Below are 23,402 nucleotides of genomic sequence, written 5' to 3'. Positions count from 1 at the left end.
AAGTCAGCCTTGCCTTACTGGATGCATGAAACAAATTACGACATGATTGTGTTGTGTATTCCATGAGCAGTCCAGTTTCCATGCCCTCAAAGCGGCATGCTGCAGCGGCAGAGGCCTTTGTGGCTTCGCCTGCGCTGCCGGACGCCGATGACCGCACCCGGGACCGTGTCCTGAGCGCAGTTCTCGAAAACGGCCCGGTGAGTGCCGCGGAGCTCGGTGACCTTCTCGGTTTTACACCGGCTGCGGTTCGCCGCCACCTTGACCATTTGGAACGCAGCGGCGTGATCGAGGTCAAGCGCGTAGCCAAGGCCGGATCCGGCGCTGGCCGCCCCGCGCGTCGCTATGTCCTGAGCTCCCAAGGACAATCCACGCTGGGCGACGATTACCTGAACATTGCCAGCTCCGCGCTCCGGCGCCTCCAGGAACTGGCCGGTGAAGACGCAGTCCGCCAGTACGCGGAGGAGCGCTTCTCCGACATGGAACGGCGCTATGCTCCTGAGGTCGAGGCCGCCGGAGATGACATCACTGCCCGGGCCATGGCGCTCTCGAAAGCCCTGAGCCGCGACCGATTCGTTGCCTCGGCTCATTCCATCGAAGCCAAGGCCCCGTTGCCCGCTGCGCTGTCCAGCGTCCAGCTTTGCCAGGGACACTGTCCCATCCAGCGGCTGGCAGCGGAGTTCCCCGTCTTCTGCGACACGGAGACCAAGGTCTTCTCCCGCCTGGTGGGCGTCGATGTCCGGCGCCTTTCCACGCTCGCGCAGGGCGGACACGTTTGCACCACCCACATACCTACCGGGCGCCCGGCTGCCACGGCATCCCAGGATGTCGCAGAGCAGTCCGGGAACCCGTACCAGGAATCAAACAACCAGCAAGAAAGGCCGTGATGACGGACCAAATAGCAGAGAAAGCGGTAGCCGAAGGCACTGTGATCTCGGAGATTCTGGAGAAGAATCCCGAACTGCACGGTATCGGAAACTACGAGTACGGCTGGGCCGACAAGAACGACGTAGGCGCAAATGCCCGTCGTGGCCTCAACGAGGAGGTTGTCCGCGACATCTCCTCGAAGAAGAACGAGCCCGAATGGATGCTCGATCTGCGGCTTAAGGGCCTGAAGTACTTCGACCGCAAGCCGATGCCTACCTGGGGTGCAGACCTCTCGGGTATCGACTTCGACAACATCAAGTACTTCGTGCGTTCCACTGAGAAGCAGGCGGCAACGTGGGAAGACCTTCCGGAAGACATCCGGAACACCTACGAGAAGCTGGGCATCCCCGAAGCTGAGCGCAGCCGCCTCGTGTCCGGTGTCGCCGCCCAGTATGAGTCCGAGGTCGTCTACCACCAGATCCGCGAGGACCTCGAGGCCCAGGGCGTCATCTTCCTGGACACCGACACCGCTTTGCGCGAACACCCGGAGATCTTCCAGGAGTACTTCGGCACCATCATTCCCGTGGGCGACAACAAGTTCGCCTCGTTGAACACGGCTGTATGGTCCGGCGGTTCGTTCGTGTACGTGCCCAAGGGCGTGCACGTGGACATCCCGCTGCAGGCGTACTTCCGTATCAACACGGAGAACATGGGCCAGTTCGAGCGCACGCTGATCATCGCTGATGAGGACTCCTACGTTCACTACATCGAAGGCTGCACGGCTCCGATCTACACCTCGGACTCCCTGCACTCTGCGGTTGTGGAGATCATCGTGAAGAAGGGCGCCCGCGTCCGCTACACCACCATCCAGAACTGGTCCACCAACGTGTACAACCTGGTTACCAAGCGCGCCATCTGCGAAGAAGGCGCAACCATGGAGTGGATCGATGGCAACATCGGCTCCAAGGTGACCATGAAGTACCCGGCCGTCTACCTCGTTGGCGAGCACGCCAAGGGTGAGACGCTGTCCATCGCCTTCGCCGGCGAGGGCCAGCACCAGGACACCGGGTCAAAGATGGTGCACATTGCTCCGAACACCAAGAGCTCCATTATTTCCAAGTCCGTGGCCCGCGGCGGCGGCCGTGCCGCTTACCGTGGCCTGGTCCAGGTCCGCGAAGGTGCCAAGCACTCAGCCAACACGGTCCGTTGTGACGCCCTCCTGGTGGACACCATTTCCCGTTCGGACACGTACCCGTACATCGACATCCGCGAGGACGACGTTGTCATGGGCCACGAGGCCACCGTTTCACGCGTCAGCGAAGAGCAGCTCTTCTATCTGATGTCCCGCGGCATGCCTGAGGACGAGGCCATGGCCATGATCGTGCGTGGCTTCATCGAGCCGATCGCCCGTGAATTGCCCATGGAATACGCTCTTGAGCTGAACCGCCTGATTGAACTGCAGATGGAAGGGTCCGTCGGTTAACAATGACTGATATCACTACTGAAAAGGCGCGCATCGGCGCGCCCTCGGCCCAGCCGTTTATCAACGGCTTCACCGAGGAAGGCGAGAACCTTTCGCCCGTCAACACTGGCACGAACACCAGCACGACGTCGGAGCAGCCTTCCGCTGGTCCCCTCGCCGGCGCTTCGGCCAAGAGCCACTCGCATGGTGGCGGCGTTGGCATTCCTGACAGCTCGCGTGCGGGCCGCCTCACGTCGTACAAGCTGGCCGACTTCAAGCCGCTGAACGGCCTTGAGGAAGATTGGCGGTTCACGCCGCTCAAGCGCCTGCGCGGCCTCCACACCGAAGTCCTCAACGGTGCAGCTCCGGCTGTCAACGTCACGGCACCCGCCGGCGTCGTTGTTGAAACCGTTGGCCGTGACGACCAGCGCATTGGCCAGGCAGCCATCCCTGAGGACCTCGTGTCCGCCAACGCCTGGGAGAACTTCGCCGAGGCCACTGTTATCACCGTGCCTGCTGAACTGCAGGCCGAGGGTGAAGTTTCCGTCCTGATCACCGGCGCCGGCGAAGCACCTTCCGCCCAGCACATCGTGATCGTGGCGGAACGCTTCTCCAAGTCCGTCGTGGTCTTGGACCACCAGGGCACCGCTGTTGTTTCGGAGAACGTGGAGATCATCGTCGAAGACGGCGCTGAACTGACTGTCGTCTCCCTGCAGGAATGGGCTGACAACGCCGTCCACGCGTCATCGCAGCAGGCAAAGATCGGCCGCGATGCCAAGTTCAAGCACATCGTTGTCAGCCTTGGCGGCGACCTCGTTCGCATCACGCCGTCAACGCGCTTCACCGCGCCGGGCGCCGACGTCGAAATGTTTGGCCTGTACTTCGCCGACGCCGGACAGCATCTGGAGCAGCGTCTCTTCGTTGACCATGCCGTGGCCAACTGCAAGTCGCGCGTCCTCTACAAGGGGGCCCTCCAAGGCCGCAATGCCCACAGTGTGTGGGTTGGCGACGTCCTGATCCGCAAGGAAGCAGAAGGCACCGACACCTACGAGGCCAACCGCAACCTGGTGCTCACGGACGGCGCCCGCGCGGATTCCGTTCCGAACCTCGAAATCGAGACCGGCTTGATCGAGGGTGCCGGCCACGCCAGCGCCACCGGCCGTTTCGATGACGAGCACCTGTTCTACCTCATGGCCCGTGGCATCCCGGAAAAGGTCGCCCGCCGCCTGGTGGTCCGAGGCTTCCTGAACGAGATCATCCAGCAGATCAAGGTTCCGGCAATCGAAGAGCGCCTGACCGCAGCTGTTGAGCGCGAACTCGCCGCGACCGACAACTAAGACAGGCCAGGCGGAGTAACAATGAGTGAAGAAACCAAGGGCGAACTGGTATGCAGTGCCAATGACATCCAGGTCAAGCAAGCGCTGCGCGTCCTGATCGATGACTACCCTGTAGCCATCGTCAAGGACTCGATGGGCGATATCCACGCCATCGCCGATACCTGCTCGCATGCGGACATCTCGTTGTCCGAGGGTGAGGTTGAAGGCTGCGCAATCGAATGCTGGGGACACGGTTCCCAGTTCGACCTCCGCAGCGGCCAGCCGCTCCAGCTGCCTGCTTACGACCCCGTCCCCGTTTTCGCCGTCACCATCGATGGAGACGACGTTTACGTGGACGTGACCAATGTTGTGAACGGCGCCTCGGTAGATAACTACTGAGCGCCAAGTACCGCCAGACTTACGAACGGAAAGAAAGAAGAGCATGTCAACTCTTGAAATCAAGGACCTGCACGTCAGCATCGAGACGGAGCAGGGCACCAAGGAGATCCTGAAGGGCGTCAGCCTCACCATCAAGACCGGTGAAACCCACGCCATCATGGGCCCCAACGGCTCGGGCAAGTCCACCCTTGCCTCCACCATCGCCGGTCACCCGCGCTACAACGTCACCAGCGGCACCATCACGCTGGACGGCGAAGATGTGCTGGAAATGAGCGTCGACGAGCGCGCCCGTGCAGGCGTCTTCCTGGCCATGCAGTACCCGGTAGAGGTTCCCGGCGTCACCATGACCAACTTCCTCCGCACTGCCAAGACCGCGATCGACGGCGAAGCGCCGGCCCTGCGTACCTGGACCAAGGACGTCAAGGCCGCCATGCAGCAGCTTCGCATCGACGCCGACTTCGCTCAGCGCAACGTCAACGAAGGCTTCTCCGGTGGCGAGAAGAAGCGTGTTGAAATCCTTCAGCTCGAACTCTTCAAGCCGAAGTTCGCGATTCTCGACGAGACCGACTCCGGCCTGGACGTGGATGCGTTGAAGGTTGTCTCCGAGGGCGTTAACCGTGCACATGAAGAGGGCAACATGGGCACGCTGCTCATCACCCACTACACCCGTATCCTGCGCTACATCAAGCCGGACTTCGTTCACGTCTTCGTTGACGGCAAGGTTGTTGAAGAAGGCGGCCCCGAGCTCGCCGACCGCCTCGAAGAAGAAGGCTACGACCGCTACGCCCCAGGGGCCGGCGTTGCCGTTGCTCCTGCCGTACAGGCCTAGTTAGGATCGTTCCATGACCGACATCAATGTGGCGCGTACCAGCCTCGAGGACGTCGAGGAAGCGCTCAAGGACGTGATTGACCCGGAACTCGGCGTCAACATCGTGGACTTGGGCCTTCTCTACGGACTCAAGTACTCCGATGACGACGGTGCCCTCCTGATTGACATGACACTGACCACGGCGGCCTGCCCGCTGACGGACGTGCTTGAAGAGCAGGTTGGCAAGTCCCTCGACGGAGTCGTTGACGATTGGCGCCTGAACTGGGTATGGATGCCGCCATGGGGTCCCGAGCGGATCACCGACGACGGCAAGGACCAGATGCGGGCCCTCGGCTTCAACATCTGATCAACATTCGCCCGCTCAAGGGTAAAAGGAAGGGTTCCGGGTATATCACCCGGAACCCTTCCTTTTTGGTGCCGTGCTGCCCTAGGGCGAAGCCACACCGAAGGTATCGCACTTGTTGATGTCTCCGGTGGTGTACCCCTGATAGAACCACTTCTGCCGCTGCTCACTGGAGCCGTGGGTCCAGGATTCCGGGGAGACACGGCCCGTTGCCGCCTCCTGGATGCGATCATCGCCGACGGCGGAAGCGGCGGAGAGCGCATCCTGCAGATCCTGCTCAGTCAGGGGATCAAGGAAAGGTTTGCCGCTGGCGTCCGTTTGCGTCGTTGCGTGCCTGACCCACAAACCCGCATAGCAGTCAGCCTGCAGTTCCACCCTGACGGCACCCGACTGCGGTCCCTGAGGGTCCTGCTGTGCCTGGTCCAGGTTTCCGAGAATATTTTGGACATGGTGTCCGAACTCGTGGGCCACCACATACTCCTGTGCCAGAGGTCCTCCGGAGGAACCAAAGCGGGTCACCAGTTCATCAAAGAAACCAGGGTCAAAATAGGCTGTAGTGTCTGCAGGGCAATAGAACGGACCCACGGCGCTGGTAGCTGCACCGCACCCGGTGTTGGTGGCCTCACTGAAGATGACTGTCTTGGGCCGCGGGTACTGGACGTTATAGTCGGCAAGGTATCCGGGCCAGAAAGCGTTGAGGCTGTTCACCGTTCCGGTGATCCGGCAGTCCAACCGTTTGTCCGCGTCAGCTCCGGTCTGGCATTCCTGGACACCTCCAGCGCCGCCACTTTCGACGGCGGGCGGCTGCGTTCCGCTGCCTGTCAGGTCGCCCAGGATGTTGGGGTTGATGCCGAACAGTGCCAGCAGCAGCACCACGATCCCGCCGCCAATGCCACCGCCGATCTTGGTTCCGCGGCCCATACCGCTGCCACGTCGGTCTTCCACCTGGGAAGGGTCAAGCTGTGCGCCGTCATTGAAACTCATACAGTCAGAATAGACGTCACTATTGGTGCCCGGCGCCTGACGCTGCCGTAAAATTGTGTGGATGCCTTTCCTGGACAAACTTCAGCTCTGGGCCGATGAGCGCCCCCACGACACCGCGGTCGTTGTGGGCAGCAGCCGGCTCACCTGGGCGGGACTCCGCGACGCCGCAGCAGGGCTGCTGGGCGACGCAACCGCGACCACTGTACTTGCCGAGCCCAACTCCGCTCGCTTTGTGGAGCGCTACACGGCGGCGGTGGCAGGGGAGCGGCGCTGTGCCGTGCTGGACCCTGAGTGGCCGATTCCGATGATCCAGGAAGTCTCCTCGCGTGTCGTAGAGACCAGCACACCCGTGCGGACGGATCTTATGGACGGGGACCCGTCTACGACCTTCCTCATCGGCCTAACCTCCGGCACTACCTCAGTCCCCAAAGCCTTCACCAGGTCCCGCAGATCCTGGCAGGTGTCCTTCGAGGCATCCATCGAGTTTTTTGGCCTCTCACGGGATGACCGCACGTTGGCACCGGGTCCGCTTTCCGCCAGCCTCAACCTCTACGCCCTCTCCGAGTGCCTCTACGCGGGCGCTGCTTTCCATACGCTGGAAGCATTCGACGTCGGAGAGGCACACGCGGCCATCAGCCACGACGGCATCACCCGCCTCGTGGTTGCGCCAACGGCGCTGCGCTTGCTCAGCGAGCGGGGGCTGGCCGGCGACGTCGACGCTTCGGGCATCCGCAGCATCGTGTGCGCCGGCTCCAAACTGGACGCCCGGACGTTGGAGGCCGCAAGGCGGTGGGCTCCTCGCGCGGCTATCTACGAGTACTACGGCGCGTCCGAACTTAGCTTTGTCTCCGGCACCCGACTGGCCGCGGGTGAACCATTGGACGCCGGGGGCACCGGCATCGGATTACCCTTCCCGGGTGTGGAATTGTGCATCCTCGACGACGCCGGCCAGGCTCTGCCCGATGGTGGGCACGGGAACATCAGTGTCCGGAGCGGGATGGTCAGCAACGGTTACCTTTGGGGCGACGATGGACAAGCCCTCCGATGCCTGGACGGTTGGTACACCGTAGGCGACCAAGGATTCATTGAGAATGGCACCCTCCACATTCTTGGCCGCCGCTCAGACATGATCATCACCTCGGGAAAGAACGTCTACCCCCACGAAGTGGAGCTGGCACTGGCTTCCGTACCGGGCATTGATGTTGCGGTCGCTGCAGGTGCGCCCGACGATATTCGCGGCCAAAAGGTGATCGCCGGCGTCGTGCCTTCATACGGTGCGGTCACCGCCACCCAACTTCGCAGCGGCCTTGACGGCCTCTTGGCACGGGACAAGCGGCCGTTGCAGTACTACGTGTTGTCGGAGTTGCCCATGACGGACCGCGGCAAGGTCAGCAGGAAAGTCCTTCTGGACTGGGTCAAGAACCACGACCCGAGGGCGCAGCCTCTTGGGTAGCGATGGCGGCGCAGCCGGGGGAGTAGCCGACGAATCCCGTCAACCCGTGATCGTCGCTTCTCTTCGATCGCCTATTTGCCGTGCCAACGGCCGTTTGAAGCAACTCCGTGCTCCTGATCTCCTGGCACCGGTGTTGGGGGCGCTGCTGGAATCCCTCGCCGTGGATCCCGCGGACGTGGACGATGTCATCATGGGGAATGCTGTGGGCGGCGGCGGAAATGTGGCCAGGTACGCCGCGCTCCAAGCCGGGATGCCCCTCTCCGTGCCCGGTCTCACCGTGGACCGGCAGTGCGGTTCGGGCCTGGATGCCATTGCCTTGGCGTCACGGCTGGTTGCTTCCGGCGGGAACCCGCTCTATCTGGCCGGCGGGGTGGAAAGCATCAGCACCGCTCCGGCAAGGGCCAACCGGAACGACGACGGCGAACTGGACTTCTATTCCCGGGCCAGCTTCGTGCCACCGCGGTTTGGCGATCCGGACATGGGCGTTGCCGCCGAGAATGTGGCCCGAGAGTACGGTGTGACGAGACAGCAACAAGATGCGTACGCACTCCGCAGCCATCACCGCGCAGTTCGGACTGCCGAAGAAGGTAAGTTCGCGGGCGAGATCGTGCCGCTCAAAGCCCATGGAACTGTGGTGGATTCCGACGACGGACCCCGGGCTTCGCTGCGGGCGTCAACCATGGCGAGGTTCCCAGCTGCGTTCGTACCCGGCGGGACGGTTACGGCAGCAAACTCATGCTTCGACGCGGACGCAGCATCCGCTGTCGTCATCACATCGGTGAAGCGTGCACGCGCCATGGGTGCGACTGACGGATTGTTGGTACTCGGCTGCGACACCGCGGGTGTGGATCCGCAGCTCCTCGGGATCGGCGCGGCGCACGCAGCGCACCGTCTCTTGACGAATCATTCCGTGGCCGCCGACAGCGTTGATCTGGTCGAGTTCAACGAGGCTTTCGCTTCGCAGACCATTGCGTGCCTGGACCACCTGGGCATCAACCCGGAGAGGGCCAACCTCGAAGGAGGCGCCCTGGCCTTGGGGCACGGCTTCGGCGCATCCGGGGCTGTCCTGGTGACTCGGTTGCTGGCCCAGGCACGCGGCCGCTACGCCATCCAGGGCGACAGCCCCCTGGCTTTGGCGATGATCAGCATTGCCGGCGGCATGGGAACCGCGGCGCTGATGCAGTACTCGCGGCTCTAGTTTCCGGAGGCAGCGTCATCCGGCTCGCCCAAACCCCGTGCAGCCAACGCATCGCCGGTCTGCCGGGCGTATGCCACGGTAGTGATGAAGACCGGCAGGACCAGCGCCCTGGGATTGCGCTCAAGTCCCCGCGCACGTGCCGAGTCCCTCACGTCAGAAAAGGCGCCGGCAATAAATGGAATGCTCCTGAGCATCACCGCGATGGTCAAGGCGAAACGTTCGGGGTCGGCACCTAACGGGCGGAATGGCTTGGCGAGGGCAACCACTCCGTCCAGCAGGTCCTGCACGGGAGTAGTAGCCGTGAGCACTGAGGCAGCCACGACGCACACCAGCACGTTCAGTACGATGCGCGCAGCCGTGGGACCTCCAAGTTGCCACCATTGGAAGAGTCCGATGACGAGCACGATGGGCGCCACCAGCCAGATGGCCCTGATCAACCTACGCAAGCCGGCGCCGCTCAGCAGGAACAACCCGCACATCACGGCGAAGACCAGCAGGGAGATGATCCAGTCCACGATCAGGAAGGATGCCGCACCACAGGCCGCCACCACCAGGAATTTCGGCCATAGGGGAGTGCGGTGGACAAGCGAGTTTCCCGGGACGTAGTTGGCAATCAGGAAGCCATGGCCCCTCACTGGGGCGCCTTTCCCATCGGTAGCTCGTCCAACGCTGCTGCACACAGCGCACGGTAACGGGCAACGCCTGCTGCCGCGTCGCCGTCGAACACTATGCGACCTGACTCGACCACCAGAACGCGGTCCATATCGAGGGCGAGGTCCAAGTCGTGGGTGGACATAATGACCTGCTGGTCGAGTCCGGCCACGGTTCGCCGCAGGAGTTCGCGGTTGCGGAGATCCAGCAGTGTGGATGGTTCGTCCAGTACCAATACCTTGGGATTGACGGCCAGGACTGCGGCCAGGGCCAGCAGTTGCCTTTCACCACCGGAAAGTTCGTAGATGCTTTGATCGGCCAAATCCAGGAGCCCGAAGCGACCCAGGACGGCCTCGGCCCGCGCAGCCCGCTCCTTGGAGTTCTTAATGGACCGTCGCAGCGAAAGCTCAACGTCTTCCCGCCCTGTAGGCATGACCAACTGTGACAGGGGATCGGTGAAGACGAAACCCACATTGCTTCGGACCCTGCGGACGGCCGTCACTGTGTCATCACCATGGACCACGACAGTTCCCCCGCCCGGTTGCACCAAGCCATTCAAGAGCCGCAACAGGGTGGACTTCCCCGATCCGTTGGCACCTATGACGCCGATCCGGCGCTCGACCAGGTCCAGGGAAAAATCGTGCAGCAGGGTCTTGGGCGTGTCGCTGCCGTCGACAGCGACACGCACCGAGACCCTGCTGAAACTGATGGAGTTCATGGAGTGATTGTTCCCGCTTTACTTGACCCGACGTACCAGGACATCCGGGAAGGCCTTATGGATTGCCATGGCGATGATCACGGCCAGGACGTTCTTAATGATATCGCCGGGGACGAAGGGAAGGTCGGCCAGGAACGCCTTGGCGAAGTCCAACCTGGCGTTGACCATCATTCCAATAACGCCCAGTCCGTGGACGATCACGATGCTGCTCACCATGGTCGCAGCGAACAACCAGAGGGCACGGAACTTGACCGTCCGGCGGATGACTACCGCCGCGAGATAGCCGGTGGCGGCAGCAGCCAAGGGGAACGCAATGATGTAGCCGGCCGAGGGAGTCGCCAGGATGCCCAATCCACTCCGGCCACCGCTGAAGATCGGCAGCCCGGCCAGGCCCAAAAGCACGTACAGGCCGACGGCGGCGAAGCCACGCCCAGCGCCCAGCACCAGTCCGCTCAGCATCACCGTCAGTGTCACCAGCGTGATGGGCACGCCAAGGGCTCCCACAGGAATGCCAGGGACAATCGAGGAGGCCGCTACGAGGGCCGCGAAGACCGCGATGAGCCCCAGGTCGGTGGCAGTCCAGCGTGTGCGGGAAGTCGGCTTTGGCTGCACACTGGCAGCGTTGGTCTGGCTCATGACGGGTCCAATCAGGTGTGATGCGATGCGATGAATACGGAGCTTTCTCCCCTGTTCTTGAGAATACGGATGCGGCGTAACACGGTTTTTGGAGCCTTTCCACAACACTGGCCGGTGATTCTTTGGCGGGTGGCACAGTTTTCGCTCATTTGAGTCGATGTCAGCCTGCGGCCGGGGTGCCGGTAGACTTGAACAGGCTGTTCTCACAGCCGCCCCCGCCGCACCTAACGGACCCACCGGTCCCCGCGAGCGTTCCCCATTGAAAGGCATCACCCGAATTGATTACCGTCCAGGACCTCGAACTCCGCGCCGGCGCACGCCTGCTCATGGACCAGGTTAACTTCAGGGTGGACAAAGGGGACAAGATCGGACTCGTCGGCCGCAACGGCGCCGGCAAGACCACCCTTACCCGCGTCCTCGCGGGTGAAGGCCTTCCGGCCGGGGGCAAAGTGACCCGCAGCGGCGAGATCGGCTACCTGCCGCAGGACCCCCGAACACCTGACATGGAGCAGCTCGCCCGCGACCGCATCCTTTCTGCGCGCGGGTTGGACGTGGTGGTCGGCAAGCTCAAAAAAGCCCACGATGACATGGCCAGCGATGACTTGGCCGTCCAGCGCAAAGCAATGAACCGCTACGACCGCCTGGAATCTGAATTCCTGGCTGGCGGCGGCTACGCTGCCGAGGCTGAAGCCGCGGCGATCTCCTCCAACCTTGCACTGCCGGAACGGCTCCTCAACCAGCCGCTGAAGACTCTTTCCGGTGGCCAGCGCCGACGTGTGGAATTGGCCCGCATCCTGTACTCCGACGCGGAGACGCTGCTTCTCGACGAACCGACCAACCACCTCGACGCCGACTCCATCACCTGGCTTCGTGACTTCCTGAAAAATCACCAGGGTGGCTTGATCGTGATCAGCCACGACACCGAACTGCTCGAAGCGACGGTGAACAAGGTCTATTTGCTGGATGCCAACCGTGCCCAGATCGACTACTACAACATGGACTGGAAGCGCTACGTGCTCCAGCGCGAAACGGACGAGCGTGCCCGGAAGCGCGAACGTGCCAACGCCGAGAAGAAGGCCCAGGTCCTGATCGACCAGGCCAACAAGATGCGGGCCAAGGCCACAAAGGCCGTAGCCGCCCAGAACATGGCCAAGCGTGCCGAGCGGCTCCTGAGCGGCTTGGAGGCCGTGCGCGAGAACGACCGCGTAGCCGCACTGCGCTTCCCGGATCCCTCACCCTGCGGCAAGACCCCACTGACCGCGGAGGGCCTCAGCAAGTCCTACGGCTCATTGGAAATCTTCACGGATGTGGATCTGGCAATCGACCGTGGCTCCAAGGTCGTCATCCTCGGCCTTAACGGTGCCGGCAAGACCACGCTGCTGCGCATGCTGGCCGGCGTCGATAAGCCGGATACCGGGGACATCATCCCCGGTCACGGCCTCAAGGTGGGCTACTACGCCCAAGAGCATGAGACCCTCGACGTCGACCGCACGGTCCTGGAAAACATGCGTTCCTCCGCACCGGATATGAAAGACGCGGAGGTCCGGGGAATCCTTGGCTCATTCCTCTTCTCCGGTGACGACGTCGACAAGCCTGCAGGCGTCCTCTCCGGCGGTGAGAAAACCCGTTTGGCCTTGGCCACCATCGTGGCCTCCAGCGCGAACGTACTGCTCCTCGATGAGCCCACCAACAACCTGGACCCCGCCAGCCGCGCGGAAATCCTGGGTGCGCTCAAGAACTACAGCGGCGCCGTCGTCATGGTCAGCCACGACGAAGGTGCTGTGTCGGCGCTGAATCCGGAGCGTGTTGTACTGCTCCCGGACGGCGTGGAGGACCACTGGAACGAAGACTACCTGGACCTCATCACGCTGGCGTAGCTTTCAGCGGTGGTTGCGTACCGCTGCGCGGCGCATGTGGTTGCGTACCGCTGCGCGGCGCGCTTAATCTGCCGCGTGCTCGCTAGTTCCTCGCTTGGACGCACGCTACGCAGATCAACCGCGCCGCTTCGCTCGCGGGCAAGTGGCCTTCGCGCTGCCTAGCGGACCTGCAAAGGTTCGGCATCGGTGATGCGCGCTAGTTCCTCGTAGCTGATGGAGAACATGGAGTTGTGGTCTCCGGCTCCGGCCCAGAGGACAAGGTGTTCCTGCAGGGACGTGTCCAGGATGGTGCGGAGTTTCTGTGGGTGGCCTACTGGCGCTACTCCGCCTACTTCCTGGCCGGTATGTTTCAGCACGAAATCCGGTGTGGCGCGGCGGATCTTGCCTGTGCCCACCTGTGCTGCAACCAATGCTGTATCAACCTTGGCTGCACCGCTGGCCAGGATCAGCAACGGTTCACCGTCCAGTTCAAACACCAGGCTGTTGGTGATCGCGGCGACCTCGCATCCCAGGACCGCCGCAGCTGCGGCTGCCGTGGGCACCTTCTCCTCGAACAGCCGGACCGTGTCCTGAGCACCGGCTGCCGTCAAAGCGGACCTTACATTGGCGACGGGATCAGGTCGCGTATCAGTAGCCTTGAGCATCCAGGATCGCGTCTTCCTCTTCTTCGGACGTGGCGCGCTTGTTCTTCCGAGGAGCAGGAGTGCGCTTCTTCGGCGTGCCACCGGCGGCGATTATTTGCTCGTCCTCTTCGTCTTCGGCGTCAATGGCCGCGTTGCGGGCCTGTTGCCGTGCGGCATAGCCGAAACCGATGAACATCAGGACGCCGAAAGCGAACCATTGCAGCGAATAGGAGAGGTGCGTTCCTTCCTCGGTTGCCGGTTTGGGGAACGGCGTTGGCATCGGCTGCACGGCCGGATCTTCACTGGCGAGTTGTCCGTAAGCACCAGTGGCGATGGGGTAGGGGAGCTCGCTGGCGAAACTGGCCAGGTCAATGGAGGCCAACTGCCCGTCCACCGCTCCGCGATCCAATTTGGGTTCAGCGGGCTTGAGACGCGCCACCACGGTAACCTGGCCGGTTGGTGGGGCCGGTACAACATCGGGACGGCCGGGAGTGTTGTTGCCGATCGGCAGCCACCCGCGGTCAATTACCACTGCTTCGCCTGTGGTCAGGCGGAAAGGAACCACGACGTCGTAACCTGGCTGTCCGTTCAACGGCCGGTTACGCACAACCCGCTGGCCATCGAGGTCGTAGCTGCCACGCAGTTGCACCTGTGTCCATTCCCGTTCAGGGTCCAGGGAGTCGAACTGGTTCTTGATCTCGGCGTAGGGGATGGGAGTGGCGGAGTAATTGCTGACCACGCGGTTGATTTCTGCCAGCGTTTCGGCCCGGCGGTCCATCTGCCAGCGGCCCAGAAACACGCAGGCCGTAGCGAAGATGACAGCCAGGACGAAGTACCCCAGCCACTTGCTGGAGAAGAGGAATCGATACATTCAGCCGGCCTCGTTCGCCGAGGCTTCGGACTCCGTGAAGGGCACGGTTTCCTTCCAAAGGCTACGCGTTTGCAGGTAGTCCTCCAGCCACTCACGGTGGTCTCCACAAGAAAGCCACACTTTGCGTCGCTCGGGGGTGTGGATCCGGGGATTGTTCCACAGGAGTTGCCACTGGGCCCCGGATCGGCAGCCCTTGCGGGAACACATCGCCGGTCCTGTGGCGCGTGCGGACTCCTGGCCGGCCCCACCTGGGCCAGCAAGACTAAAAATGTTCATGAGGCCGCCCGTTCATCGCCGGATTGCCCGGCTTCGGTTGCATGACCCGTCGATGGGCCCTCTTGTTTGGTCGGTGATTCATCATCCACCAGCTCTCCCTGGAGCACAGTGGGCGCGTCCGACGGCTCTTCTTCAGGTTGGGTGGAGCGTTCGATTTCAGGGACTGCAACGTAGTCCAGTAAAGACTCGCTGTGGTCCTCGGCCTTATCGTTGCCGTTGGCGATGACCACAGCGATCCACGGAAGGAACACGGCGCCTGCGATGGCAATGATCTTGAACCAGCCGTCCACCACAAAAATAAGGACTATGCAGACCATACGGATACCCATGGCGACCGCATACTTGATCATGCGCTCACGCATGTCTTCAGAGTGCGCCGCAGCCGCATCTGTGATGCTGTGGACTTCGGGGTCACCGGAAACAGCATCCGGTTCCCCGGGCACTTGCTGCAGGGGACTGTTTTCTCGTGTCACAACTGAATCATCACGCTCCAAAGGCCTCTATCAATTCTCTCACCAAGGCCGTAGCGGCCCAAACCGCGCGACGTGACGGCTGCCGACGGGATGCTGCGGGCGGATAAGATCGACACAGGAAAATCCCTCTTCAAAGCGGCAAGCGTATGCCGCAGAATTTCGGAGCGAAAGTATGTCTGAAGCAGTATCAACCGGCCGCAGCGTCCTCATCACCGGAGGCAACCGCGGCATCGGCCTCGCCATTGCCGAATCGTTCCTTGCCAACGGAGACAAGGTTGCCGTCACCTACCGCAGTGAAACAGACCTGCCTGAAGGCATCCTGGGCGTCAAGGCCGATGTTACGGACGAAGCATCCGTAGACGCTGCCTTCAAGATTGTCGAGGAGGCACACGGCCCCGTTGAAGTACTGGTCGCCAATGCCGGGATCACCAAGGACACGCTTCTGCTGCGAATGAGCGAAGACGACTTCACGTCCGTCCTGGATACGAACCTCACAGGGGCGTTCCGTGTCATCAAGCGCGCGTCCAAGGGCATGATCCGCCTTCGCAAGGGCCGTGTAGTTTTGATCTCCTCCGTCTCCGGCCTCTACGGCGCACCCGGGCAGATCAACTACTCCGCTTCCAAAGCCGGAATGGTAGGCATTGCGCGGTCGCTGACCCGGGAGCTCGGCAGCCGGGGCATCACGGCCAACGTAGTAGCGCCAGGCTTCATCAACACTGACATGACTGCTGAATTGCCGGAGGAAACCCAGAAATCCTACCTGGCCAACGTACCTGCAGGACGCTTCGCCGAGGCCTCCGAAGTAGCAGACGTAGTGCGCTGGGTGGCCAGCGACGAAGCCGCCTATATCTCCGGCGCCGTCATCCCGGTTGATGGCGGCCTGGGCATGGGGCACTAGCCCACTAGCCTGTACCCCTGTTTTTGTCCGGGACCAACAACCGAATTCATCGCTGCCGCTGGCATGATGGAAGTCGAGGCCACGGAATTTGGATGAAGTGAACAAAGGAGCATGAATGGGAACGCTGGATAACAAGACCGCCATCGTCACGGGATCTTCCCGCGGAATTGGCGCCGAAGTTGCCAAGATCCTCGCCGGCGAGGGCGCCGCCGTCGTAGTTAACTACCGGCAGAAGGCGCCCCGCGCCAACAAGGTAGTAGCGGACATCCAGGCAGCTGGGGGTCGTGCAGCTGCGGTGGGCGCAGACCTCACCACCGATGAAGGTGTGCACGCCCTCGCCAGTACGGCCATGGAGGAGTTCGGTTCGCTTGACGTCCTGGTGCTCAACGCTTCCGGCGGTATGGAATCGGGCATGGAGGAGGGCTACGCACTGAAGCTGAACCGCGATGCGCAGGTCAACATGCTCAATGCAGCCGTTCCGCTCATGCCTGAGGGCTCACGTGTCGTATTCGTCACCAGCCACCAGGCACACTTTGTTGAGACCGTCCCGACCATGCCCGAGTACGAGCCCGTAGCCAAGAGCAAGCGCGCCGGTGAGGATGCACTACGCGCCCTCCTTCCCAATCTCGCGGACAAGGGCATCTCACTGGTGGTTGTTTCCGGTGACATGATCGAGGGCACCGTTACGGCGACCCTGCTGGACCGCTCCAACCCGGGAGCAATCGAAGCCCGCCGCGCCGAAGCAGGCAAGCTGTACTCCGTGGAGGAGTTTGCAGCTGAAGTAGCCAAGATGGCCACTGCTGACGTCGAATCCGGACACACCGAATACGTTGGAGGCGCCGACTACTTCGGCAATACTGCTGAGTAAAACAGCCTTGACAGCAGCGGCCCGGGACGAATGTCCTGGGCCGCTGCTGTTTAAGCGCCAGGTCAGATTAAGGCCATGCCATGAAATGAAATTACGATTCTATAAATAGTGAAGATTTTTGCGTCACGAAATAGCATTTGTTGTTTCGCCTATTCTGCTTTGCATTTATGGAATTCATCTGGTTGACTCTCCAAGGCGCCCCAGTGAGTAGTTGACAGCATGCTGCATAAACCCATGATGGGGGAGTTTATGCCGCAGTCCAACGCCCCAGGCACGATGCTGGAAAGCTTCGCCATGAACTCGCATGGGCTGCTATCGTCCCTGGGATTAGGAGCTTTCTTGGACCTGTTATTGCATGCTGAGGATATTCACGCCTCGTACGACCATCGGCGCATCCTCAAAGGCGTTGGGCTTTCCTTGCATCGAGGCGAGATTCTGGGGTTGATCGGAACCAATGGTGCCGGCAAGACCACTTTGATGGGCGTCTTGGCCGGATCCCACAAGCACGACCTCGGACAGATCACTCTCGCAGGGGAGAATTACGGACCGGACTCCATCGCAGAAGCGCAGGCCTGCGGAGTCGGCTTGATTCCCCAAAACTTCCGGATCGATCCCGGCCTGACGATCACCGAGGCAATATTCCGCGGTACTTTTCAGGCAGGAAAGTCTCATGGTGAACTCCGTGATCAAGCGGCCAAGCTGATCCGGGAAATAGGCATCAGCATGGATCCGGATGCCAAGGTCGGGACGCTGATCCGTGCCGAACAGGCGCTCGTGGAAGTTATGCGCATGGTCGCCGAAGAAGCCCAGCTCGTGATCATGGATGAAGTGGCTGCTTCACTGCCGGATCACGACGTTGCTGTGTTGCATCAGGTTTTGAGGATGCTGACCCGTCAAGGCCGGGCAATCATCTACATCACCCATCGGCTTGATGAAGTCCGATCCATTGCGCACCGGATCGCTGTCATGCGGGATGGCAAGGTTCACAAGACCCTGGAAGCCAGCCAAACCGACGCCGAGGAACTTGCTTTCCTCCTGCTCCAACAGGAACCGGAGAAAGCCGCCAGGCCGACTGATCCGGCAGCCGGCGACAAGGCGTTGCGGATCGCCAACCTCAGCGTGGGGGACAGGGTTCGGAATGTGACATTCACTGTGGCCAAGGGCGAAATTTTCGGCCTGGTGGGGACCCACCGGTCCGGCGTACATCAAGTGGTTGAGGCTCTTGCGGGTCTTCACCCAAGCACCTCAGGGCAGATTCACCTGTACGGGAATCAAGTAGAGATCCGGGGGGTCCATGACGCTCGGCGCTTGAAGATTGGCTATTCCCCGGATGCGGCCGACGACTACGAGTACGAAGCCAGCATTGCAGACGGGCTTCAGCATGGGGCCCAAGCGGGCAATGAGAGCCTTCAGGATGAGATATCCCAGCTTCGGGGTGTGGCTGATGTGGTTCACCGCATGCGCATCAACACAACCAACATCCAGGGCGCCATCTCCACCCTTTCAGGCGGCGACCGCCAGAAAGTGCAACTCGCCAGATGGATGACCACCACCTGTGACGTACTGATCCTCAGCCATCCCAGTCGCGGAATCGATATTGGGGCCAAAGAGATCGTGTACAAGATGCTCACGGAGCTCAGCCGCACGGGTGTGGCGATCATCCTCTTGTCTTCGGACCTGTCTGAAATGGTCAACTGGTGCCATCGGATTGGTGTAATGCGCGACGGCGAACTGGTCACCATCGAGGCCAACGCCAATACCAATGAGGATGTTCTGGTGCACCACATGTTAGGTGTGAAGTTTGAATCGGCTGGCGCCGGTGCCCGGCGCGTGAAGAACTAGCCCCATGAAGAATTAGGCCAGTCAAGAATTGGCCCAGTCAAGAAACCATAAAGGGCGGCCGCGCTTTCTGCGGCCGCCCTTTATGGTCCTCTGAAGGAATCAGATGGCAACAACCTTGGCGATGTTGCTGAGCTTGTGGCGCGCCAGGGCCAGGTTCGCGTAGGTACGGTCAAGCACCAGGTACACAAAGAGCCCCTTGGACCCTGCTGAATTCAGGACGTTGATCAGGTGGTACTGGGAATCCAGCGTGATCAGGATGTCTTCGATATTGCTGTCCAGGCCAAGATCGGCCATGGTGCGGAGCTTTGAACTGACAACATTGGAGTTTCCGGCTGCGGCAACGCCGAGGTCGAAGCCGGGGTTGCCACCCTGGGCCAGTGCCATTCCGCTGGAGTAGTCAACGATGGCCGCGCCTGTGGCGCCTTCGATGGACAGCAGTTGTTTCGTAGCTTCATCAAGCGAGCTCATAAGAAATTCTTCCTGTTCTGTTGTGTCATCACGGGTAGTGGTGGAGTTCGCCCCTGTGCGGGACTGGTGGTCCTGGAGGATTTCGTGGAGGGGAGTTGTGCTCTCCCCATCGGGGGCCCGGCTGTCTTCGAACGACTCGAATCCTTCGCGACGTTTCCACCATTTCCACGTAAGCTCCGAACGGTTCACTTCCTGCCCTGCACTTCCGTCATCCCGGACTGCCGCGTACTCCACGGATTTCCTCGTCAAGGTATTCACTTTACACATCAATTGTTCATTGATTCACGAAAGCATCGAAATTCATGTGAGGCAAATAGCAGCCATATCGGCCATTAGTGACAATTTGATAAAAAGTTCAAATTGTCGCGTCACGAAATGCACCTAGGCGTTTCTATGCATCGATGGGTAGGCGGAAAGACGCCCCCCCCCTTTTGGGCACACGAAAGGGCACGCAGGGGGTGGAACCGGCGAGGGTGAGGACACGGCCAGTCATCAAGACATGGCCCCGCCCAGGGAGATTGGGGGTCAGACGTTGGCGATATGCCGGACAGCGTCAAGGAACGGCATATTGATCGCGGCGTCCGCAACGGCGCGAACAGCTGGCTTGGCGTTGAATGCAACGCCAATGCCGGCGGCACTGAGCATGTCGAGATCGTTGGCACCGTCGCCCACCGCAATGGTGTGTTCAAGGTTGATGCCCTCAGCGGCTGCCCACTCACGCAAGTACTTTTCCTTGGCTGCACGATCGATTACGGCGCCGAGGACCTTACCGGTCAACGCGCCGTCGACAATTTCAAGCTCGTTGGCAATCCAATAGTCCAGGCCGAGTTCCTCGGCAATAGGACGGAGGATCTGGTTGAAGCCTCCGGAGACAACAGCAACCACATGGCCTGCATCCTTGAACGCGGCCACCAGTTCTGCCGCACCGAGGCTGAGGCGCACCTCTTGTCGCACTGAGTCGACGACGTCGGCCGACAGACCCGCGAGGACGGCCACACGGGCGTGGAGGCTCTGGGCGAAGTCCAGCTCGCCCCGCATGGCAGCCTCGGTAACGGCGGCGACTTCCTCGCGCTTGCCGGCGTAGGCTGCCAGTAGTTCGATGACTTCCTGCTGAATCAGTGTCGAATCAACATCCATGATGAGGAGCTTCCGGGATGCTTGCCGCAGGCTTTCGGGAACTATGGCTGTGTCCATTCCGGCACTGGCTGCGGCAGCTACCTGCCGGCGGACGTCTGCCAGGTCCGTTGCCGTATCCGAACCCGCAGCGAGTCCTGCCGTGAAGACACTGAAGCGATCGTCCCCGCCCTGTGATTCCGATGACACTGCGACGCCGGCGTCGGCAAGCACCTTCCGGACATTCTCCAGGGATTCGGGGGACAAATTCACGCCATAGCTGACTGCAGCCAAGTTCGAAGTCATGGCCTCAATCCTACTGAGGGCACTCCGTCCATCCGAATTCGTTTCGCCTCGGAATCGAAGGAAACCACCGGTTATCAGTCACGTCCATTTTTGTCCTAGTGTCTACTGCTATGAGTGATGTTCTGGAATTGGCTTCCGTCAGCGTTGTCCGAGGCAAGAAGACCCTGCTGGACAAGGTCGACTGGGAGGTCAACGAAGGCGAACGCTGGGTCATCCTGGGCCCCAATGGCGCAGGGAAGACCACGCTCCTGCAGATTGCGGCCGCCCGCCTTCATCCGAGCAGTGGCAAAGCCGGGATCCTGGACGAAATCCTGGGCCGGGTGGACGTCTTTGAACTCCGCCCCCGCATCGGCCTCTCCTCGGCAGCACTTGCTACCCAGATCCCCGAGCACGAGAACGTACTGAACGTCGTGGTCACCGCCGCGTACGGGGTTACGGGCCGTTGGCGGGAAGGATATGAGCGCGACGACGAACGCCGCGCCTTTGGCTTGTTGAACGACTGGGGCATGGGCCCCCTGCTCAACCGCACGTTTGCCACCCTCTCCGAAGGGGAACGAAAGCGGGTCCAGATCGCCCGTGCACTCATGACGGATCCGGAACTCCTGCTCCTGGACGAACCCGCCGCCGGCCTTGACCTGGGCGGCCGTGAGGAACTCGTCCACAAGCTTGGCGAACTCGCCAGCGATGAAGCGGCCCCCGCGATGGTGCTCGTCACCCACCACCTTGAAGAAGTGCCGCCTGGGTTCACCCATGCCATGCTGCTCCGCGAAGGCGGCGTTGTTGCTGCCGGTCCCATCAAGGAAGTCCTCACCGACGAGCACCTCAGCAGCACATTCGGCCTGCCGTTGGACGTTTCAGAAAACGCCGGGCGCTACACCGCTACGGCCCGCCGCTAGACCGGTTCCGGAGACACCAATGGAGATTCTTAGCAGCATCCTGGTCTTTTTCGCGGGATTATGGGCCGGCACCATCAATGCCGTGGTCGGTTCCGGCACGCTCGTCACCTTCCCTGTGCTCATCGCGCTCGGAGTGACCCCGGTGGTCGCCTCCATGAGCAATGCCATGGGCCTCGTGGCAGGCACAGCAGCCGGAGCCTGGGGTTATCGCCGCGAGTTGGCCGGCAGGGGACGACAGCTGATGAAGCTGCTGCCGGCCTCGCTGCTGGGTGGCATCACCGGTGCGTTGCTCCTCCTGCACTTGCCGGAGAAGGTCTTCCACTACGTGGCCCCCGTCCTGCTGGTAGTGGCACTGCTCATGGTCGTGTTCCAGCCCAAGCTGCAGGCCTGGGTGCGCAGCCGCGAAGAGAACCCTGAGCACGCCATCCGGGACCGCAGCCATGGCATCCTCCTGGTGGTGCTGGTCTATCTCGCCGGCGTCTACGGTGGTTATTTCGTGGCGGCCCAAGGGATCTTGCTGGTAGGCATCCTTGGTGTGTTCCTCACGGGAACCATGCAAAATGCGAACGCCATGAAGAACATCCTGGTGCTTGGCGTCAACATGGTGGCAGCAATCTCCTACCTGATCTTTGCCTTTGACCGCATCAACTGGCTGGTGGTCCTCCTCATTGCCGTGAGCTCCACCATCGGCGGGCTGGTTGGTTCGAAGGTGGGCCGGAAGTTGTCCCCGCGGGTCCTCAGGGCTGTCATCTTCTCCCTTGGCATCGTGGCCCTCGGCTTCATGATCGCCAACCTGCTGAAATAATCTCCCGGTGACATTCCACTACCTTGAGTCCGCGGACGATCCCCGCGTGACGGACTACACCACGCTTACCGATGTGCATCTCCGAAAACTGCGCGAGCCTGAAGAAGGCATGTACATCGCCGAGTCTTCAAGGGTCCTCCGCCGGGCGTTGGCTGCAGGACACCAACCCCGCTCGTTTTTCCTTGCGGAGAAATGGCTGGAGGACCTCGACGACGTTTTCCGGGCATACCCCGACGTTCCGGTCTTCATCGGCAAGGCTTCATTGCTGGAGGAGATCACGGGCTTCCACCTGCACCGCGGGGCAATGGCCGCGATGCACCGGCCTGCCCCCGTTCCGTTGGAAGTACTCTTGGCCAACGCGAAGCGGGTCGCCGTACTTGAAGACATTGTTGACCACACGAACGTTGGGGCGATCTTCCGGTCGGCCGCGGCCCTGGGGGTGGATGCCGTCCTCGTCTCGCCACGGTGTGGAGATCCCCTGTACAGGCGCAGTGTCCGTGTCAGCATGGGCACTGTCTTCCAGGTTCCGTGGGCGCGGCTGGAAAGCTGGCCCGGGGACCTGGACCGGCTCAAGGAGCAAGGCTTCACTGTGGCGGCCATGGAGCTCACGACTGATGCCCTGGACCTGGATGACCTTGCAGCAAGACAGTACCCAAAACTTGCCCTGGTACTTGGCACCGAAGGGGCAGGAATGAGCGAGGATACTCTCGCCGCCGTCGACCTCGCCGTCAAAATCCCGATGCGGGCAGGCGTCGATTCCCTCAACGTTGCAGCCGCCTCGGCTGTGGCCTTTTGGGAACTCCGTCCACGCGACTGATTACGGTTCGTGTGGCGGCGCGGTTTCCGCTATGATTGGTTGTTGGCCCGGCCGCTGGAATGTCCGCATTGCAGCAACCAGACCACCTCCATTCATACCTGGCAGCTGGCAAAATCCAGTTGCGTGAACAAAAGGTCCCATTATGAAGTCTGATATCCACCCGAAGTACGAAGCTGTTGTATTCAACGACCTGGCTTCCGGTACGCAGTTCCTGACCAAGTCCACCGTGTCTTCTTCGAAGACCATCGAGTGGGAAGACGGAAACACCTACCCGGTTATCGACGTCGAAATCTCTTCGGAGTCCCACCCGTTCTACACGGGCAAGCAGCGCATCATGGACTCCGCTGGTCGCGTCGAGCGCTTCAACGCTCGCTTCAAGGGCTTCGGCGGCAAGAAGTAATCCATTTCACCCCAAG

26 protein-coding genes are annotated in these 23,402 nt (G+C 61.4%); 16 read left to right on the top strand and 10 right to left on the bottom strand.

The genetic code is table 11. From position 1 onward, the window contains the following. The first annotated feature begins 62 nt into the window (after positions 1-62). The 6 genes from GVL04_RS03655 to GVL04_RS03630 are packed head-to-tail and all read left to right on the top strand — an operon-like array spanning position 63 to position 5,216. Entirely contained in the window at positions 63-884 is an 822-nt protein-coding gene (locus GVL04_RS03655) for a metalloregulator ArsR/SmtB family transcription factor (protein ID WP_159699713.1), read from the top strand. Then, the gene (sufB, locus tag GVL04_RS03650; protein WP_062068692.1) at positions 884-2,347 is read left to right on the top strand and encodes a Fe-S cluster assembly protein SufB; all 1,464 of its coding nucleotides are present in this window, start codon (positions 884-886) and stop codon (positions 2,345-2,347) included. The genes GVL04_RS03655 and sufB overlap by 1 nt, the downstream gene beginning before the upstream one ends. 2 nt (positions 2,348-2,349) lie before the next feature. Beyond that, the gene (sufD, locus tag GVL04_RS03645; RefSeq protein WP_159699710.1) at positions 2,350-3,663 is read left to right on the top strand and encodes a Fe-S cluster assembly protein SufD; all 1,314 of its coding nucleotides are present in this window, start codon (positions 2,350-2,352) and stop codon (positions 3,661-3,663) included. Between the two features lie 21 nt (positions 3,664-3,684). Next, positions 3,685-4,041 (top strand): non-heme iron oxygenase ferredoxin subunit, encoded by a 357-nt coding sequence (locus GVL04_RS03640; RefSeq protein WP_159699707.1) that lies wholly within the window; start codon positions 3,685-3,687, stop codon positions 4,039-4,041. A gap of 43 nt (positions 4,042-4,084) precedes the next feature. Beyond that, a complete protein-coding gene (sufC, locus tag GVL04_RS03635; RefSeq protein WP_011774795.1) occupies positions 4,085-4,870 on the top strand; it encodes a Fe-S cluster assembly ATPase SufC in 786 nt (261 codons plus the stop codon). Between the two features lie 13 nt (positions 4,871-4,883). Then, positions 4,884-5,216, top strand: a complete 333-nt coding sequence (locus GVL04_RS03630) for a metal-sulfur cluster assembly factor (RefSeq protein WP_159699704.1) — start codon at positions 4,884-4,886, stop codon at positions 5,214-5,216. 81 nt (positions 5,217-5,297) lie between these two features. Here the strand turns inward: GVL04_RS03630 and GVL04_RS03625 are convergent, their stop codons facing one another. Then, positions 5,298-6,197 carry a neutral zinc metallopeptidase gene (locus GVL04_RS03625; protein WP_159699701.1) on the bottom strand — a complete coding sequence of 300 codons (900 nt, stop codon included), beginning with the start codon at positions 6,195-6,197 and terminating at the stop codon, positions 5,298-5,300. A 61-nt stretch (positions 6,198-6,258) separates the two neighbouring features. Here GVL04_RS03625 and GVL04_RS03620 point away from each other — a divergent pair, with 61 nt between their 5' ends. Both GVL04_RS03620 and GVL04_RS03615 read left to right on the top strand, forming a co-directional pair. Continuing rightward, entirely contained in the window at positions 6,259-7,650 is a 1,392-nt protein-coding gene (locus tag GVL04_RS03620) for a class I adenylate-forming enzyme family protein (protein WP_159699698.1), read from the top strand. Beyond that, positions 7,643-8,848 carry a thiolase family protein gene (locus GVL04_RS03615; RefSeq protein WP_159699695.1) on the top strand — a complete coding sequence of 402 codons (1,206 nt, stop codon included), beginning with the start codon at positions 7,643-7,645 and terminating at the stop codon, positions 8,846-8,848. The genes GVL04_RS03620 and GVL04_RS03615 overlap by 8 nt, the downstream gene beginning before the upstream one ends. Here the strand turns inward: GVL04_RS03615 and GVL04_RS03610 are convergent. The 3 genes from GVL04_RS03610 to GVL04_RS03600 are packed head-to-tail and all read right to left on the bottom strand — an operon-like array spanning position 8,845 to position 10,853. Beyond that, positions 8,845-9,483, bottom strand: coding sequence for an energy-coupling factor transporter transmembrane protein EcfT (locus GVL04_RS03610; RefSeq protein WP_159699692.1), 639 nt, complete (start codon positions 9,481-9,483; stop codon positions 8,845-8,847). The genes GVL04_RS03615 and GVL04_RS03610 overlap by 4 nt on opposite strands. Next, positions 9,480-10,217 (bottom strand): energy-coupling factor ABC transporter ATP-binding protein, encoded by a 738-nt coding sequence (locus GVL04_RS03605; protein WP_159699689.1) that lies wholly within the window; start codon positions 10,215-10,217, stop codon positions 9,480-9,482. The genes GVL04_RS03610 and GVL04_RS03605 overlap by 4 nt, the downstream gene beginning before the upstream one ends. A gap of 18 nt (positions 10,218-10,235) precedes the next feature. Beyond that, complete coding sequence (locus tag GVL04_RS03600; protein WP_159699686.1) at positions 10,236-10,853, bottom strand: biotin transporter BioY; 618 nt, start codon at positions 10,851-10,853, stop codon at positions 10,236-10,238. A 278-nt stretch (positions 10,854-11,131) separates the two neighbouring features. Here GVL04_RS03600 and GVL04_RS03595 point away from each other — a divergent pair, with 278 nt between their 5' ends. Continuing rightward, positions 11,132-12,730 carry an ABC-F family ATP-binding cassette domain-containing protein gene (locus tag GVL04_RS03595; protein ID WP_159699683.1) on the top strand — a complete coding sequence of 533 codons (1,599 nt, stop codon included), beginning with the start codon at positions 11,132-11,134 and terminating at the stop codon, positions 12,728-12,730. Positions 12,731-12,888: 158 nt separating this feature from the next. On the opposite strand, the gene GVL04_RS03590 is transcribed toward GVL04_RS03595, so the two are convergent. The 4 genes from GVL04_RS03590 to GVL04_RS03575 are packed head-to-tail and all read right to left on the bottom strand — an operon-like array spanning position 12,889 to position 14,994. Then, positions 12,889-13,374 (bottom strand): YbaK/EbsC family protein, encoded by a 486-nt coding sequence (locus tag GVL04_RS03590; RefSeq protein ID WP_159699680.1) that lies wholly within the window; start codon positions 13,372-13,374, stop codon positions 12,889-12,891. Further along, on the bottom strand, positions 13,358-14,224 hold the full coding sequence (locus GVL04_RS03585) for an SURF1 family protein (RefSeq protein ID WP_159699677.1): 867 nt from the start codon (positions 14,222-14,224) through the stop codon (positions 13,358-13,360). The genes GVL04_RS03590 and GVL04_RS03585 overlap by 17 nt, the downstream gene beginning before the upstream one ends. After that, on the bottom strand, positions 14,225-14,500 hold the full coding sequence (locus tag GVL04_RS03580) for a hypothetical protein (RefSeq protein ID WP_159699674.1): 276 nt from the start codon (positions 14,498-14,500) through the stop codon (positions 14,225-14,227). After that, positions 14,497-14,994: a DUF3099 domain-containing protein gene (locus tag GVL04_RS03575; protein ID WP_159699671.1), complete on the bottom strand. Its 498-nt coding sequence runs from the start codon at positions 14,992-14,994 to the stop codon at positions 14,497-14,499. Before GVL04_RS03575 ends, GVL04_RS03580 begins: the two co-directional genes overlap by 4 nt. Positions 14,995-15,145: 151 nt before the next feature. On the opposite strand from GVL04_RS03575, the gene fabG reads away from it, so the two are divergent. From fabG to GVL04_RS03560, 3 genes are all read left to right on the top strand, one after another. Continuing rightward, the gene (gene fabG, locus GVL04_RS03570; RefSeq protein ID WP_159699668.1) at positions 15,146-15,871 is read left to right on the top strand and encodes a 3-oxoacyl-ACP reductase FabG; all 726 of its coding nucleotides are present in this window, start codon (positions 15,146-15,148) and stop codon (positions 15,869-15,871) included. A gap of 115 nt (positions 15,872-15,986) precedes the next feature. After that, on the top strand, positions 15,987-16,739 hold the full coding sequence (locus GVL04_RS03565; RefSeq protein ID WP_159699665.1) for an SDR family oxidoreductase: 753 nt from the start codon (positions 15,987-15,989) through the stop codon (positions 16,737-16,739). 339 nt (positions 16,740-17,078) lie between these two features. Then, positions 17,079-18,581 carry a sugar ABC transporter ATP-binding protein gene (locus GVL04_RS03560; RefSeq protein ID WP_159699662.1) on the top strand — a complete coding sequence of 501 codons (1,503 nt, stop codon included), beginning with the start codon at positions 17,079-17,081 and terminating at the stop codon, positions 18,579-18,581. Positions 18,582-18,680: 99 nt separating this feature from the next. On the opposite strand, the gene GVL04_RS24610 is transcribed toward GVL04_RS03560, so the two are convergent. Then, positions 18,681-19,298, bottom strand: a complete 618-nt coding sequence (locus tag GVL04_RS24610; RefSeq protein WP_235036142.1) for a hypothetical protein — start codon at positions 19,296-19,298, stop codon at positions 18,681-18,683. Between the two features lie 276 nt (positions 19,299-19,574). Next, on the bottom strand, positions 19,575-20,468 hold the full coding sequence (gene serB / locus GVL04_RS03550) for a phosphoserine phosphatase SerB (RefSeq protein ID WP_159699659.1): 894 nt from the start codon (positions 20,466-20,468) through the stop codon (positions 19,575-19,577). Between the two features lie 110 nt (positions 20,469-20,578). Between serB and GVL04_RS03545 the strand changes: the two genes are divergently transcribed. The 4 genes from GVL04_RS03545 to GVL04_RS03530 all read left to right on the top strand — a co-directional run bounded on the left by GVL04_RS03545 (position 20,579) and on the right by GVL04_RS03530 (position 23,386). Continuing rightward, on the top strand, positions 20,579-21,364 hold the full coding sequence (locus GVL04_RS03545) for an ABC transporter ATP-binding protein (RefSeq protein ID WP_159699656.1): 786 nt from the start codon (positions 20,579-20,581) through the stop codon (positions 21,362-21,364). A 19-nt stretch (positions 21,365-21,383) separates the two neighbouring features. Beyond that, positions 21,384-22,169 (top strand): sulfite exporter TauE/SafE family protein, encoded by a 786-nt coding sequence (locus GVL04_RS03540; protein ID WP_159699653.1) that lies wholly within the window; start codon positions 21,384-21,386, stop codon positions 22,167-22,169. 7 nt (positions 22,170-22,176) lie between these two features. Next, complete coding sequence (locus tag GVL04_RS03535) at positions 22,177-22,986, top strand: RNA methyltransferase (RefSeq protein WP_159699650.1); 810 nt, start codon at positions 22,177-22,179, stop codon at positions 22,984-22,986. Between the two features lie 142 nt (positions 22,987-23,128). Continuing rightward, positions 23,129-23,386 (top strand): type B 50S ribosomal protein L31, encoded by a 258-nt coding sequence (locus tag GVL04_RS03530; protein WP_017200906.1) that lies wholly within the window; start codon positions 23,129-23,131, stop codon positions 23,384-23,386. Positions 23,387-23,402: the final 16 nt, after the last annotated feature.

Origin of the sequence: Arthrobacter sp. 18067 (genome assembly GCF_902706295.1) — a bacterium.
Taxonomy (GTDB): Bacteria; Actinomycetota; Actinomycetes; order Actinomycetales; family Micrococcaceae; genus Arthrobacter.
This window is presented reverse-complemented; position numbering and strand designations above follow the sequence as displayed.